Origin of the sequence: Streptomyces sp. Y7, from assembly GCF_043195415.1 — a bacterium.
In the GTDB taxonomy this organism is placed as follows: domain Bacteria; phylum Actinomycetota; class Actinomycetes; order Streptomycetales; family Streptomycetaceae; genus Streptomyces.
Window position 1 is genome coordinate 1 of the sequence record NZ_JBIDDQ010000030.1, and the last position, 15,339, is coordinate 15,339.

Consider the following 15,339-nt stretch of genomic DNA (forward strand, 5'->3'; position numbering starts at 1 on the left):
CCTCCCCACTCCTCACCGCCCCCTTCCTCCCGCAACTCACCACCCACCCCTTCGCCGACGCCCTCTCCGACCCCTCCACCCCCGGCCCCCTCCCCCCGCGTCCCCCGGTCCATGGCCGCTCCCTCGCGGGACGGTGAACTGCGGCGTACCTTCCCGGCGTTCGGGCCTCGGTCGGTGGATGACCGGCGGTTCGCCGAGAGTTGGTGGGGCAATGCATGGGTGACCGCGTTGGAGGAGGGTGCTCTCGATGCCAAGAGGCTGGCGCGGGGGCGGGGTTATGCGCAGGAGGGAAACGTCGACGCGATCACCGTGACGCCGGGGCTGGTGCTGGCGTACGTGCGGGGCAGCCGGCCACGGCCCTACCGGGTGCAGGTGCGGCTGCGGACGCTGGACGACGCGGACTGGACGCGGTTCCTGGACACCGTCGCCGAACAGCCCGGACACATCGCGGCGTTGCTGGACAAGGAGATGCCGCGGTCCCTCGCCGAGTGCGGCGTGCCGCTGCTGCCGGGCCCGGGCGACCTGGACCCGCGGTGCAGCTGCCCCGACCGAGGCCACCCCTGCAAACACGCCGCGGCCCTCTGCTACCAGACGGCACGACTGCTGGACGCCGACCCCTTCGTCCTGCTTCTGCTGCGCGGGCGCGGTGAACGGCAGTTGCTCGACGCGCTGTCCCGGCTGAGCGCCGCCCGCGCGGCCCGGGCCGCACAGGACCAGCAGCCGGCGCCCCTGGCGGGCGTACGCGCCACCCACGCACTGGATGCCGAGCGTCGCCTCCCGCCCCTCCCGGCCCCCTTGCCGGTGCCCCCGCACCCCGAGCAGCCGCCGGTCTACCCGGCGGCCCCGGGCGGCCCGGACCCCTTCGCGCTGGACCAGTTGGCGACGGACGCGGCCGCCCGCGCCCACGCCCTGCTCGCCACCGGCCGTGACCCGGTCGCCGAACTGACCCTGTGGCAGGACGCGGTACGGCTCGCCGCCGCCCGCCCCGGTTCGGGCCTCACCGCCGGCACCCGCGCCCTGTACGCCTCCCTGGCCTCCGCCACCGACCGCACCCCGGCCGACCTGGCCCGCGCGGTCGCCGCCTGGCGGCAGGGCGGTCTCAAGGGGCTCGCCGTCCTGGAGGAACCCTGGGATCCGCCGGCCGGCCGCTTCGACCGTGCCCGGCCGCTCCTGCTCGCCGCCGACCTCCCGGCCTTCCGCCCCTGGCACAACCGCCTCACCCACCCCCGCGGCCATGTCCAGCTCCGCCTCGGCCGCGACGGCCTGTGGTACCCGTACGAGTCGGAACCGGGCCACGACGACTGGTGGCCACGCGGCACGCCCGACCTCGACCCCGTCGGCGCGCTCACCGGTCTCGACCCGGCCGGCACCCTCACCGACCTCGGGCTCACGCCTCCGGAGGCTTGACCGGACCATGCCCTACACCCACGACCGCCCTTTCCCGTAAGCAACTACACTGCCGCGTTGTCGCACGGGCCACACACAGCAACTGGCCGGAAAAGAACGGTGGGAGAGGCCATGGCAACGGGGGGATGGGGTCCTGGACCCGGTTCGGGACAACCACACGGCAACGGACCCGGCGGCCAGAACTGGGGCGCCCCCCACGGCCCCGGACAGCCGCCCAACAGCCCCTACGGGCCCCACAACGGCGGCAACCCCTACGGCCACCCCGCACCGAACCCGAACCCGAATCCGTACCCCCACCCCAATCCGTACCCCCACCCCAGCCCGTATCCCTACGGCCCGCCGCCCGGTGCCCCCGTCCCCGTGGCGCGCCGCCGCAGCTGCCTCTGGTACTTCTCGCCGTTCTTCCTCGCCGTCCTGGTCCTGCGCTCCGCGCACCGCGTCGCCACGAAGCTCTTCGTGCACCAGAGCGGCGACCGGATCACGGACCGCACCGTGGACCGCGTCCAGGTGGCGCGCACGGTGCTCGGCGCGCTGGCCACCATCGGGCTGATCCTCGCCTACGGCGTGGAGAAGGACCGTTGGAACGACGCGGCACAGGAGGGCTTCGCCAATGCGATCGTCACGCCGCTCCTGCTGATCTGCGCGGGCCCTCTGGTCATCCTCGGCTTCATCCTCTACGCACCCGCGCACCTGAGGCCGCACCTGCGGTCCCGGCTGAGCGCCCCGCTCAAGGCGGTCGGCTGGTACGTGCTGACCCTGGTGGTCCTCGCCACCACCATCTACGTCGCGGGCGGCACCGGGTTCAAGGACAGCCTGCACGGCTGGACGGTGGTGCCGTTCGCGCTCGTCGTGATCGTCGCGATCTTCTGGGGCCTGCCCTTCCTGTTCCTGGCGTCGCTGTACTCCGCCCGCAGCGCCTTCAACACCGCCCATGTCCACCCGATGCTGCCGCCGGTGGTCACCGGCGTACTGGTGTGGGTGCTCGCCCTCTTCCACCTGATCGGCAGTGGCATGCCCGCGGGTCCGCCGGTGGCGCAGTTCTGCTCCCTGCTCGGCGGCCCGCTGTCGGTGACCGCCGTCTCGGCGTGGGAGATGTGGCGGCTGCGCACCCGGTACGGCGTCACGGTCCGCGGCTGAGCCGAACCTCCGTCCCGTGAAGGCCGTGTGAGAGTTCCTCGCTGATCTGCGGGAGCCAGGTGTGAGGACGTGGGGTCCGTGGGGCCGGTGTTCGGATGCGGACGTTAGCGTGGAGCGGTGAGTGAGACGAAGACCCCCGCCCTCCAGTACCGCTTCGACGGCCCGGAAGATGCCCCGGTCCTCATCCTGGGCCCCTCGCTCGGTACCACCTGGCACATGTGGGACCGGCAGGTTCCCGAGCTGACCCAGCAGTGGCGCGTCTTCCGGTTCGACCTGCCGGGACACGGCGGCGCGCCCGCCTACCCGGCGGGCTCCGTCACCGAACTCGTCGAACGACTGCTCGTCACCCTCGACGGCCTCGGCGTGCAGCGCTTCGGCTACGCGGGCTGCGCGCTCGGCGGCGCCCTCGGTATGGAACTCGCCCTGCGTCACCCCGAGCGCATCGCCTCGCTCGCGCTGATCGCCGCCTCGCCGCGCTTCGGCACGGCGGACGAGTTCCGGCAGCGCGGCGTGATCGTGCGCACCAACGGCCTCGACCCCATCGCCCGCAGCTCGCCGGACCGTTGGTTCACCAACGGCTTCGCCGCCGCCCAGCCCGCGATCACCGAGTGGGCCGTGCAGATGGTGCGCACCACCGACCCCGGCTGCTACATCGCCGCCTGCGAGGCCCTCGCCTCGTTCGACGTACGGTCGCAGCTCGCGGGCGTCGCCGTGCCCACGCTCGTGCTCGTCGGCTCGGACGACCAGGTCACCGGCCCCGCCGAGGCCCGCACCCTGGTCGCCGGCATACCGGACGCGCGGCTCGCGGTGGTCCCCGGCGCCTCCCACCTCGTCCCGGTCGAGCAGCCCGCCGCCGTCACCGATCTGCTGGTCCGGCACTTCTCCACGGCCTGGCAGCCCGCCTACGACTCCACGACCGGCCAGATGGCCATCGTCGCCGCCCCCTTGAAGCCCGTCCTGGCGCCCGTGCCGCCGCAGCCCGCGCCCATCGCCGAGATCGCCCCGGCCGTCGTGGCGCAGCAGACGACGACGGGGCGGGCGGATCCGTACGACGCGGGGATCAAGGTCCGCCGTGAGGTGCTGGGCGACGCGCACGTGGACCGGGCGCTGTCCCAGGCCGACGACTTCTCGGGGGACTTCCAGGAACTCGTCACCCGGTACGCGTGGGGCGAGATCTGGGGCAGACCCGGCCTCGACCGGCGGTCCCGCAGCTGTGTCACCCTCACCGCCCTGGTCGCGGGCGGTCACCTCGACGAACTGGCCTTCCACACCCGCGCCGCCCTGCGCAACGGCCTCACCCCGGACGAGATCAAGGAAGTGCTGCTCCAGGCGGCCGTCTACTGCGGGGTACCGGCGGCGAACAGCGCGTTCAAGGTCGCCCAGAAGGTCATCAGGGAGGAGACCACTCCGCAGGAGTGAGCGTGCCGAACGGGTGCGCGCGAGGATGGGGTCATGAAGCTCACGAAGAAGTCGCACTCCTGCGTCCGTCTGGAGAAGGACGGACAGACGCTCGTTATCGACCCCGGCGGGTTCAGCGAGGAGGACGCCGCGGTCGGCGCGGACGCGATCCTCGTCACACACGAGCACCCCGACCACTTCGACGAGGCGCGGCTGCGGGCGGCCATGGAGGCCGACCCCGCCGCGCGGATCTGGACGCTGAAGTCCGTCGCCGAGCAGATCTCGGCGGCGTTCCCGGGCCGCGTGCACACCGTCGGCCACGGCGACACCTTCACCGCGGCCGGCTTCGACGTCCAGGTCCACGGCGAACTGCACGCCGTCATCCACCCGGACATCCCGCGCATCACCAACGTCGGCTACCTCGTCGACGGCGGACGCGTCTTCCACCCCGGCGACGCCCTCACCGTGCCGGACCACCCGGTCGAGACGCTGATGCTGCCGGTGATGGCCCCGTGGAACAAGATCGCGGAGGTCATCGACTACGTCCGCGAGGTCAAGCCGCAGCGCGCCTACGACATCCACGACGCCCTCCTCACCGACCTGGCCCGCCCGATCTACGACCGCCAGATCGGCGGCCTGGGCGGCTCGGAGCATCTGCGTCTGACGCCGGGGGACTCCGCGGAGCTGTGACCGGTCCCACCCCGGGCGGGGCCGGGTTGTCAGTCCCGCCCGGTAGGTTGTGGGACATGCGCATCGCGACCTGGAACGTGAACTCGATCACCGCACGCCTGCCGAGGCTCCTGGCCTGGCTGGAGAGCAGTGGCACCGACGTGCTCTGCCTCCAGGAGGCCAAGGTCGCCGAGGACCAGTTCCCGATCGACCCGCTGCGCGACCTCGGCTACGAGGCGGCGGTCAACGCCACCGGCCGGTGGAACGGCGTGGCGGTGCTCTCCCGCGTCGGCCTCAAGGACGTCGTCAAGGGCCTGCCGGGCGACCCCGGCTACGACGGCGTGCAGGAACCGCGCGCCATCTCCGCGACCTGCGGCCCGGTCCGCGTCTGGTCGGTGTACGTGCCGAACGGCCGTGAGGTGGACCACGCCCACTACGCCTACAAGCTCCAGTGGTTCGAGGCCCTGAAGGCGGCCGTCGCCGGAGACGCGGGCGGCAGCCGCCCCTTCGCGGTGCTGGGCGACTACAACGTGGCGCCGACGGACGACGACGTCTACGACGTGGCCGCCTTCGAGGGCCTCACCCATGTCACCCCCGCCGAGCGCGCCGCCCTCGCCTCCCTGCGCGAGTCCGGCCTGTCCGACGTGGTCCCGCGCCCCCTGAAGTACGACCACCCGTTCACGTACTGGGACTACCGCCAGCTCTGCTTCCCCAAGAACCGCGGCATGCGCATCGACCTGGTCTACGGCAACGAGCCGTTCGCCAAGGCCGTCACCGACGCGTACGTGGACCGGGAGGAGCGCAAGGGCAAGGGCGCGTCCGACCACGCGCCGGTGGTCGTGGATCTCGACGTGTAGGGCAACACCCTCCAGCCTGTCCGGCGATGGAGGACGAGGCCGTTGAGGCCGACGGGGGTCCGGGGGCGAAGCTCCCGGACGGTCACGGCACCAGCGCTCGCAGATCCACCGACTCGGCCAGCGCGGCGAGCCCCGCGTCGCCCGGATGCAGATGGTCCCCGCTGTCGTAGGCCGGCAGCATCCGGGACGGCTGCGCCGGGTCCCGCACCACGGCGTCGAAGTCGAGCACGCCGTCGTACACCCCGGCACTCCGGATCCAGGCATTGATCTCGACCCGCTCGACATCGACAGCCGCGGTGCACCGCACCTCCCCCTCGCACGGAAGTACCGTCGCCGCCAGCATCCGCAGCCCCCGCGCATGCCCGCGGTCCGCGATCTCGCGCAGCCCGGCGATCACCTGCTCGGCTGTCGTGCCCGCCCGCACGTCGTTGATGCCCTCGAACACCACGGCCGTACGCGCCGATGTCTGGGCCAGCACATCCCGGTCGAGGCGGTTCAGGGCGCTCACTCCGGCCGTGTCGGTGGAGACCCCGTCGCCGGGATAGCGGTCGGAGACCACGCGGTTGCCGGAGATTCCCTGGTTGAGCACCCCGTAGCGGGGGACCGCACTCTGGTTCAGCAGCCGTGTGGCCAGCACGTCGGGCCACCGCCGGTTCGCGTCCGTCGTGGACTTGTCGCCGTCGGTGATCGAGTCGCCGAGCAGCACCACGGACCCCGGTCCGCCGCTCACGTCGACGCCGGTCAGCAGCGGCCAACTGGTCAGCACCGTCGGATAGGCGGTGGCCGCGAGGTCCGCCGTGTGGTCGCCGGGGCCGCTCACGTACGACCGCTGCTGCGCGAGCCGGTGCACCGGCGCCGCCGGCACGCTCTGCGGCAGATGGAAGCTCACCAGCAGGTTGGCGTCCGCGGGCACGGTGAAGCCGAGCGGATCGCTGTACGCCTGCGCGCCCGCCGGGATCTCCACTCCCGCCGCACCGCCGAAGGCCACCCGGACCGGTGCCGCCTTCGCCGCCGCGCCCGACTGCTGCACCGCCACGCTCGCGGCGCCGATCCGCACCGGGCCCGCAGCGAACGTGTTGTCGAACCGCAGCCGCACCCGCGGACCGCCCACCGAGGTGTGCACCACCAGGCGCAGCGTCCGGTCCGTCCACGGCCCCACGGTGGGATAGCCGCCCGTCGCCGCGCCCCAACTCCCGGTCCAGCCCGTCGCCGCGGCCCGCACGGCCACCGCGAACACATGCAGTCCGGGCGCCTCGGGCAGCCGTACGGAGGCGACCTGGCGCCCCGCCACGAGCGGCACGGTCACGACGTACAGCCGCGCCCGTTCGGCGAGTTGGCCGCCGGGTGTGTTGATGTGCGGCAGGGCGACCGCCTTGGTGGCGAGCGGGCCGGTGCGCCAGTCGGGCGCGGTCAGCCGGTATCCGGACCGGGCGCCGTCGGCGTAGACCACGGTGCCCGCCGCGCCGATGTCGAGGCCGGCCGTGCCCGCGACCAGGAACGCGAGCGCGTCGCCGCGGCCGCGCACCCGCACCTCCTGCCCGGCGGCGAGCACGTTGTCCGGCTCGCCCGGCTGCCGGTCGGGCCAGGTCAGCCGGGCGCCCTGCACGGTCAGCGCGCGGCCCGGCGTCCAGCCGGCGGCGGCGAGGTCCTGCGCCGACAGGGAGGCGCCCGAGCCGTCGAAGTCGGCCGCGGCGGGCCGAGCGTCGTCACTGACGGCCGTGTTGTCGAAGAGCCGCTCCAGCGGGAGCGGCACGGCTCTGCGTTCGCCGGCCGCGTGTGCGGAGACACCCGGCACCAGGGCGGCGAAGAGGGCAAGGACGACCGCGGAAATCCATACACATCGGCGCACGGCCGACTCCTCCCGTTCACGACCGCTCAGGACTGCGTATGACTGCGCATGACAAGTTCGGGCAGGACACTCGGAAGAGACGTAACTGGTGAGATCTTCAGGTGCGAGTCGTTCCGACGAGACGCATGACGCACGGAGAAGTTAGAGAGGCACCCGTGACCCGTCAACGAGCCATGCCACAAGTCGGCGTGAACTCGACCGGAATCGGCGGTCCGCGCGCCTGTGGTGCGTTCGGCCGTGCGAATGACACGCTGTGCGTATGAAGATCCCTTTTCTTGGCCATCGGCCCGAGAAGCGCGGGGTCCCCGACCCCGAGGGCATCGCCGAACTGCTCTCCGAGTGCGAACTCCTGCGCTACCACGCCTCCGGGGCGGGGATCCAACTGGACGACACGGTGGCCTCGTTGGAGGCCCTTGATCAGCTGGTGCCGCGCTGGCGGGACGACGAGGAGATCTTGCCCTGGCTGGGCAATGACGCCGGGCTGTATCTCGGCACCGTCATCGTGCGCACGGTGCCCGGCGCGGCGTGGGAGATCTGGCCGGACGGCCAGCCGGTCGTCCGGCTCGCGTCCGGCCGGGAGTTCGACGTGGTGGCGTCGGGGCGGGAGTGGGCCGTGAGCGGTGTGCCCGAGTTGTCGCAGCTGTACGCGGAGGTCGCGGAGTCCTGAAGCCCGGGCCGTGGAGACGCGATATAAGCGCCGAGTAAATACGGCTTATGTCCGAAAAGTGCGTGTCGCCCAATAAGTCAGCTCTTGTCCCGATAGTTTGCGGCCATCGCTACACGGCTGACATCGCTACACAGCTGAACAGGACTGGGGCTGGGCATGGCTGGCGATCCACTGATCGTGCCGCATGACGTCGACCATCACGTGGGGGACCTGTCACTTCGTGGTCTGACAACCCTTCCGACCCCGCCGGGTCCGACCTCGACTACGATGTTTCGTCCGTCCCCAAGGCCGTGGCGGTGGCCCCGCCCACGACCAGGGACGCTGCTGCCGGGTGGGGATCCCCCCACGGCCCCTGGGGACAGGGGCAGCAGGGGGCAGCAGTCACAGAGCCATACCCGTCCGGCGCCGGCCGGAGATCACTGTTCGCGCAGTGGAATCGACACGTACGACGGGTCGTTCGCCGGCGAGGAGAAGGTCAGCCGCGCGCCGGACGGGTTGTGCTCGATGTAGAGCGGGTCGACCGTGTCGACGACCAACGCGAGGCGGTGCCCTGCCGGGACGTCGTAGGACGTGGAGTACAGCTCCAGGTCGAGGCCGAACGGCTGTCCGGGTGTCCGTCCGTGGAAGGTGTACGGCGCGGTACTGACCAGCTTGCCGAGGCCGAGCGGGCCCACGTCGTACAGATAGGCGACGAGGGTGCCGCTCTCCTTGGTCGGGGTGACCGTGGTGTGCAACTGCGAGGTGCCGCGCACGCGTTGGGCCGAGGAGTACTTCTCCGACTGCCATACGGCCGCCCAGCGGCGGGGCAGCAGCGGGATCGAGGCCATCGGGGGCAACTGGGCCACCTGGTCGAGGATGCTGGAGAGGAAGACGACCCCTCCGTTGGCTCCCGAGTCGACGTTCGTGCGGATCGTCGTCGTGCCGCCGAGGGAGATCTTCCTGTCCGTCGCGCCGACCGACTTCCAGTCCGGATAGCCCTCGTAGGCGCCGCCGGACCGGGACTTGAGCTGGACCGGCAGCTCGCGGTTGATGCCGTTGTCCTCGCCCTTGAGGTAGTGGTCGAACCAGCGCTCGGTGTCCGTCCACACGTCGTTGGGCAGGCCGAACAGCCCGGTCAGTTCGGCGGTGGCGTGGTCACCGGGGCGGAACTCCAGCCGCTTGGGGCCGGAGAGCTTCTCGTAGAAGTCCGCGTACTGGTTGGGCGGGAAGATCGTGTCCCCCCAGGCGTTGGCCATCATGACCGCGGCGCCGCTGTCGTTGAGCTGGTCCACGTATGTGGCGACCGAACGTTTCTTCCCCCAGTTGATGAGGTCCTGTTCCTTGGACAGGTTGGAGGCGTAGAAGTCGTCGAAGACCTGCCGGAGTTCATCGCTGCGGCGGCCGGTGATCCGGCCCGCGCCGTCGAGCAGCGCGGCGGCCTGGACGTGCTGGGTGCGGCCCGAGTAGATCGAGCCGATGAGGTCGGCCCAGCCGCTGAGGGCGGCGACCGCCCGGACCCGTTTGTCGTGCGCGGCGGTCAGCAGGCTGATGCCGGCGCCGTAGGAGACGCCCGCCATGCCGATCTGCCGTGCGTCGGCAGGGGTGTTGGCGAGAGCCCAGTCGATGACCCTGGACGCGTCGGCTATGTCGGGCGGGCCCGCCACTTCTATCTCGCCGCCGGACTGCCAGAAGCCGCGCACGTTGTAACTGACCACGACATAGCCCGAGTCCGCGAGCTTCTGGGCCTGTGCGAAGTACTCGACCTGGGGCAGGCCCCAGCTCGTGGGCATGACGAGCAGCGGGTAGCGGTGCTTGCCGTCGGCGCCGGCCGGTGTGACGACGTTCGCCTTGAGCGTGGTGCCGCCGTCGCCGTGGATGTCGACGAAACGGACGCTGTTCGGGGCTGCTTGGGCGGCGGGGGCGAGCCCGAGGGCGCTACCGGCGACCAGTGTCGCGGAGACGGCGCCCACGGCGGTCGTACGCAGGGCCTTGCGATGGTGTCCCACGGGCCACTCCTCACTCGTGTCAGTGCAAAGTGACCCGACGGTAACCGTGGCCGCTTACCGCAAGTAACCCGTCGGTAAGTTACGTGCCAGTAACGATTAGTGGAATGTGGCGGACCTCAGGAGGCGCGGTGGCTATTGCGGGGAGCCGCGGCGGCCGGCAAGGGGGTCTGGGCGGCGCGGGTGACATCGGCGACCAGCTCCACCACGTCCGGGCCGTACGCCTGCGAGTTGACCACCTTCAGCAGCAGGGCGAAGGAGCCGGTGCCGTGCTTGCGGGTCAACCGCTCATGGTTGCGGGCGAGATAGCGGGTGGCCGCCTGGTTGGTGATGGCGGTCTGGCCGCAGAACAGGAAGACCGGGCGCGGGCCCTGGCTCTCGCCGACGGTGAGCCGGGCGAGGAGCGCGTACTCCTCCTTGCCGACCTCCACCCGGTAGCGCTCGGAGCCGATCTGGAACGCCCCCCGGTCCGGGCCGGGTTCGGAGTCCACGTTCACCTGCACGCCCGGCAGGAGCGAGGCCAGGTGCGCCGCCATGCGCCGGTTCGAGGCCGGGCCGCCGACGCAGAACTCGGTGCGCTCGCCGAAGCCCTGGCGGGCCGCGTCGTGCGGGATGATCTGGGCGTGAGCGTGGCAGTCCTTGATCAGGGCGGCCAGTTCGAGCAGCGCGAACACGTCGTAACGCATCACCGACAGCTCGGGCCCGCCGGCCCCGCGGTTGACCACCAGCAAGGACTCGGCGTTGTCGGGCAGCCCGAAGAAGGCCTGCTTGCGGCGCAGCCTGCGCTTCCACAGGTAGGTGCGGGCGAGCCAGCCGAGCGTGGCGCTTATACCGGCCGCGACCACGCCCAGGACGATGTTGCGTACGTCGTCATTCATGGGCGCGCATGGTAGCGGGCGAACGCAAACCCACGTTCGAGGAAAGGCGGCCGTGGGCTGGCTGACGCGGGCATGCCGATCGAATAGGCTGCGCGGACGGTCCCTGACTGGAGGTGCTGATGCGTCGCCCTGTCGCGCGGAAACTGTCGGTCCTGGCGATCTCGGCCACGGTGGTGTCGGTGGGAGCGGCGGCGCCGCCCGGCACCGGCACCCACGCCGTGCAGAAGGTTCCCGTGGCCGTGGGCTACGGCGGAGCCGTCTCGAGCGTCGACGCGGACGCCTCCGCGGCCGGCATCGAGGTCCTGCGCAAGGGCGGCAACGCCGTCGACGCCGCCGTCGCCACGGCCGCCGCGCTCGGTGTCACCGAGCCCTACTCCGCCGGCGTCGGCGGAGGCGGCTACTTCGTCTACTACGACGCCCGGTCCCGCACCGTGCGCACCATCGACGGCCGGGAGACCGCCCCGCTGAGCGCCGACGCGGGCCTGTTCACGGAGAACGGCACCGCGATCCCGTTCGCCGAGGCCGTCAGCAGCGGCCTCAGCGTCGGCACCCCCGGCACGCCCGCCACCTGGCAGAAGGCGCTCGACCAGTGGGGCAGCAAAAGCCTCGGGTCGGTGCTGAAGCCCGCCGAACGGCTCGCTCGCGACGGCTTCACGGTCGACGACACCTTCCGCTCGCAGACCGCCGCCAACGAGACCCGGTTCCGCTACTTCCCGGACACCGCGAAGCTGTTCCTGCCGGGCGGCGCGCTGCCGGCCGTCGGCTCCACCTTCAAGAACCCCGACCTCGCCCGCACCTACGCGGAGTTGGCGCGCAAGGGCGTCGGCGCGCTCTACCGGGGCGACATCGCCGACGACATCGTGGCGACGGTCGACGACCCGCCCGTGGACCCGGCCTCCGGCTGGAACGCCCGCCGCGGCGACCTGACCGCGAAGGACCTGGCCGGCTACCGGGTCAGGTCGCAGGCGCCCTCGAAGAGCGCGTACCGCGGTCTCGGTGTCTACTCCATGGCACCCTCCTCCTCCGGCGGCACGACCGTCGGCGAGGCCCTCAACATCCTGGAGAACACGGACCTGTCGAAGGCGAGCGAGGTCCGTTACCTGCACCGCTACATCGAGGCCAGCCGCATCGCCTTCGCCGACCGCGGGCGCTGGGTCGGCGACCCCGCCTTCGAGGACGTACCGACGAAGGAACTGCTGTCGCAGCGCTACGCCGACTCGCGGGCGTGCCTGATCAAGGACGACGCCGTGCTCACCAGCCCGGTGGCGCCGGGCGACCCGCGTGACCCGGCGTCCTGCGACGCGCGCGGCACCGCCGCCCCGACCACCTACGAGGGCGACAGCACCACCCACCTCACCGTGGCCGACAAGTGGGGCAACGTCGTCTCGTACACCCTCACCATCGAGCAGACCGGCGGCAGCGGCATCACCGTCCCGGGCCGCGGCTTCCTGCTCAACAACGAGCTGACGGACTTCTCCTTCACCCCGGCGAGCCCGGCCGTGCACGACCCGAACCTGCCGGGCCCCGGCAAGCGCCCGCGCTCGTCCATGTCGCCGACGATCGTCCTGGACCGGCACGACAAGCCCGTCGTGGCGCTCGGTTCGCCCGGCGGCGCCACCATCATCACCACCGTGCTGCAGACCCTGACCGGGTTCCTCGACCGGGGCCTGCCCTTGGTCGACGCGATCGCCGCGCCGCGCGCCAGCCAGCGCAACGCCGCCACCACGGAACTCGAACCGGGCCTGTACAACAGCCCGTTGAGGACCCAGCTGGAGGCGATCGGGCACGGCTTCCGGCTCAACCCGGAGATCGGCGCGGCCACCGGCGTCCAGCGCCTGCCGGACGGAAAGTGGCTCGCCGCCGCGGAGAAGGTCCGGCGCGGCGGCGGCTCGGCGATGGTGGTGCGGCCGGCGCGCTAGCGCCTCAGAGCTCAGGGGCGGGCGGCAGGTCCTCCGTGCGGAAGGCCAGCCGCCCGTCCGCCACGTCCACCGTGACCCGGCCGCCCTCGCCGATCCGGCCGTCCAGGAGCAGCCGGGACAGCTGGTTGTCGACCTCCTTCTGGATGGTGCGGCGCAGCGGCCGGGCGCCGTACTCCGGCTGGTAGCCGCGCTCGGAGAGCCAGTCGACGGCCGTGTCCGTGAACTCGACCGCGACGCCCTGGGCGTGCAGCAGCCGACGGGTCTTGTCCAGCAGCAGGTTGGTGATCTGCTGGAGCTGCTCGGGGGTCAGCCGGCGGAAGACGACGATCTCGTCGATGCGGTTGAGGAACTCGGGCCGGAACTGCTGGCGCAGCGGCCGCAGGATCCGCTCGTTGCGCGCCTCCTCGTCGGCCTCCTCGTCGCCCGAACCGAACCCGATCCCGGCGCCGCCCCGGCCGATCGCCTCCGAGCCGAGGTTGCTGGTCATCACGATGACCGCGTTGGTGAAGTCCACGGTGCGGCCCTGGGAGTCGGTCAGCCGGCCGTCGTCCAGCACCTGGAGCAGGATGTTGAAGACGTCCGGGTGGGCCTTCTCGATCTCGTCGAGCAGCAGCAGCGAGTACGGGTGCCGCCGGACCACCTCGGTGAGCTGGCCGGCCTCCTCGTGGCCCACATAGCCGGGCGGGGCGCCGATCAGCCGGCTGACGGTGTGCCGTTCCTGGTACTCGCTCATGTCCAGGCGGACCATGCGCTCCTCGCTGCCGAACAGCGACTCGGCCAGCGCCCGCGCCAGTTCGGTCTTGCCGACGCCGGTCGGGCCGAGGAAGAGGAAGCTGCCGATCGGCCGGTCCGGGCTCGCGAGCCCGGCCCGTGAGCGCAGCACCGCGTCGGACACCACACGCACCGCCTCGTCCTGTCCGACCACCCGCTCGTGCAGATGCTCCTCCAGGCCGAGCAGCCGGTCCTTCTCCTCCTCGGTGAGGCTGCTCACCGGGATACCGGTCTGCCGGGACACCACTTCGGCGATGGCCTCGGCGGTGACCTCCAGGTCCATGCCCTCGTCGATCTCCCCGTCGCCCGTCTCCGCGATGCGCTTCTTCAACTCGACGATACGGTCGCGCAGTTGGGTCGCCTGCTCATAGCTCTCGTCGGCGACGGCCTGGTCCTTGTCCCGGGTCAGCTGCTCGACCTCGCGCTCCATGGCGCGTACGTCCGTGCCCTTGGTCCGCGCGCGCAGCCGTACCCGGGCACCCGCCTGGTCGATCAGGTCGATGGCCTTGTCCGGCAGCCGGCGGTCGGTGAGATAGCGGTCCGACAGTTCCACGGCGGCCACGAGCGCCTCGTCGCTGTAGCGCACCTGGTGGTGGGCCTCGTAGCGGTCGCGCAGGCCCCGCAGGATCTCGATGGCGTCGGTGGTGGTCGGCTCGGGGACCAGGATCGGCTGGAAGCGGCGGGAGAGCGCCGCGTCCTTCTCGATCCGCCGGTACTCCTCCAGCGTGGTCGCGCCGACGACGTGCAGTTCACCGCGGGCCAGCGCGGGCTTGAGGATGTTCCCGGCGTCCATGGACCCGCCCTCGCCGCCGCCTCCGGCACCGACGACGGTGTGCAACTCGTCGATGAAGACGATCAGTCGGTCGGAGTTCGCCCGGATCTCCTCCACGATGTTGGTGAGCCGCTCCTCGAAGTCACCCCGGTAGCGGGTGCCGGCGACCACGCCGGTCAGGTCCAGCGCGACGACCCGGCGGCCGCTGAGCACGTCCGGCACGTCACCGTCGGCGATCCGCTGGGCCAGGCCCTCCACGATCGCGGTCTTGCCCACGCCCGCGTCGCCGATCAGCACCGGGTTGTTCTTGCCGCGCCGGGAGAGCACCTCGACGGTCTGCTCGATCTCCTCGTCCCGGCCGATGACCGGGTCGATACGGCCCTGGCGGGCGAGGTCGGTGAGGTCGCGGCCGTACTTGTCGAGGGTGGGCGTGCCGGAGTCGACGCGTGGCCGCTGGTCGGCGCCGGGGCGGGACTGCGTCGCGTCCGGCGCCTCGGGCGGCATGCCGGAGGGGGCGAACCGGGCCGCGTTCAGGATGTGCCCGGCCGCCGAGTCGGGGTTCGCGGCGAGGGCGCTGAGCACGTGCTCCGGACCGATGTACCCGGCTCCGCGCGCCCTGGCCAGGTCGTGCGCGTCCAGCAGGGCCCGCTTGGCCGCCGGGGTCAGGGACAGCGACGTCGGGGGCGGGGCCTCGCCCGGCGGATGCTGGACCGGGCCGGAGCGCTCGTCGATCTCCGTCGCCAGGGAGTCCGGGTCCGCGCCGGCCCGGGTGAGCAGGCTCCGGGTCGGCTCGGCGGACAGCGCGGCGCGCAGCAGATGCTGGGTGTCCAGGTCCCGGCTGCCGTGCTCGGACGCGTACTGGGCCGCGCCGCGCACCAGCTCCCTGGCCGGCTGACTGAGCAGTCGGCCGATGTCGATCTGCCGGGGGCCGGGACGCGGGCCGCCGAAGAAGCGGGCGAGGAATTCTCCGAAGGGGTCGTAGTCCTCGGGACCACTGAAGCCGCTGGTCATGCGCGTTCCCATCCGGCTTCCC

At 71.9% G+C, this 15,339-nt stretch carries 11 protein-coding genes; 7 read left to right on the plus strand and 4 right to left on the minus strand.

Annotated elements, in window-relative coordinates; all coding sequences use genetic code 11:
- The 5 genes from ACGFW6_RS39025 to ACGFW6_RS39045 all read left to right on the plus strand — a co-directional run.
- On the plus strand, positions 1-1,407 hold a 1,407-nt coding region (locus ACGFW6_RS39025; protein WP_393521032.1), incomplete at its 5' end, for an SWIM zinc finger family protein.
- A 111-nt stretch (positions 1,408-1,518) separates the two neighbouring features.
- Positions 1,519-2,544, plus strand: a complete 1,026-nt coding sequence (locus tag ACGFW6_RS39030; protein WP_393521034.1) for a hypothetical protein — start codon at positions 1,519-1,521, stop codon at positions 2,542-2,544.
- A gap of 117 nt (positions 2,545-2,661) precedes the next feature.
- Entirely contained in the window at positions 2,662-3,963 is a 1,302-nt protein-coding gene (gene pcaC, locus ACGFW6_RS39035) for a 4-carboxymuconolactone decarboxylase (protein ID WP_393521037.1), read from the plus strand.
- Between the two features lie 33 nt (positions 3,964-3,996).
- Positions 3,997-4,632: an MBL fold metallo-hydrolase gene (locus ACGFW6_RS39040; RefSeq protein WP_393521039.1), complete on the plus strand. Its 636-nt coding sequence runs from the start codon at positions 3,997-3,999 to the stop codon at positions 4,630-4,632.
- A 56-nt stretch (positions 4,633-4,688) separates the two neighbouring features.
- The gene (locus tag ACGFW6_RS39045; protein ID WP_393521041.1) at positions 4,689-5,468 is read left to right on the plus strand and encodes an exodeoxyribonuclease III; all 780 of its coding nucleotides are present in this window, start codon (positions 4,689-4,691) and stop codon (positions 5,466-5,468) included.
- Positions 5,469-5,550: 82 nt separating this feature from the next.
- Here the strand turns inward: ACGFW6_RS39045 and ACGFW6_RS39050 are convergent, their stop codons facing one another.
- Positions 5,551-7,317: an SGNH/GDSL hydrolase family protein gene (locus ACGFW6_RS39050; RefSeq protein WP_393521043.1), complete on the minus strand. Its 1,767-nt coding sequence runs from the start codon at positions 7,315-7,317 to the stop codon at positions 5,551-5,553.
- Between the two features lie 259 nt (positions 7,318-7,576).
- Here ACGFW6_RS39050 and ACGFW6_RS39055 point away from each other — a divergent pair, with 259 nt between their 5' ends.
- On the plus strand, positions 7,577-7,984 hold the full coding sequence (locus ACGFW6_RS39055; protein WP_393521045.1) for a DUF6278 family protein: 408 nt from the start codon (positions 7,577-7,579) through the stop codon (positions 7,982-7,984).
- Positions 7,985-8,400: 416 nt separating this feature from the next.
- Here ACGFW6_RS39055 and ACGFW6_RS39060 read toward each other — a convergent pair whose 3' ends face one another.
- A complete protein-coding gene (locus ACGFW6_RS39060; protein WP_393521047.1) occupies positions 8,401-9,969 on the minus strand; it encodes a CocE/NonD family hydrolase in 1,569 nt (522 codons plus the stop codon).
- Positions 9,970-10,085: 116 nt separating this feature from the next.
- Positions 10,086-10,844 carry a hypothetical protein gene (locus tag ACGFW6_RS39065; protein ID WP_393521049.1) on the minus strand — a complete coding sequence of 253 codons (759 nt, stop codon included), beginning with the start codon at positions 10,842-10,844 and terminating at the stop codon, positions 10,086-10,088.
- 119 nt (positions 10,845-10,963) lie between these two features.
- On the opposite strand from ACGFW6_RS39065, the gene ggt reads away from it, so the two are divergent.
- Positions 10,964-12,763: a gamma-glutamyltransferase gene (gene ggt / locus ACGFW6_RS39070; RefSeq protein WP_393521051.1), complete on the plus strand. Its 1,800-nt coding sequence runs from the start codon at positions 10,964-10,966 to the stop codon at positions 12,761-12,763.
- Between the two features lie 4 nt (positions 12,764-12,767).
- Here ggt and ACGFW6_RS39075 read toward each other — a convergent pair whose 3' ends face one another.
- A complete protein-coding gene (locus tag ACGFW6_RS39075; protein ID WP_393521180.1) occupies positions 12,768-15,317 on the minus strand; it encodes an ATP-dependent Clp protease ATP-binding subunit in 2,550 nt (849 codons plus the stop codon).
- Positions 15,318-15,339: the final 22 nt, after the last annotated feature.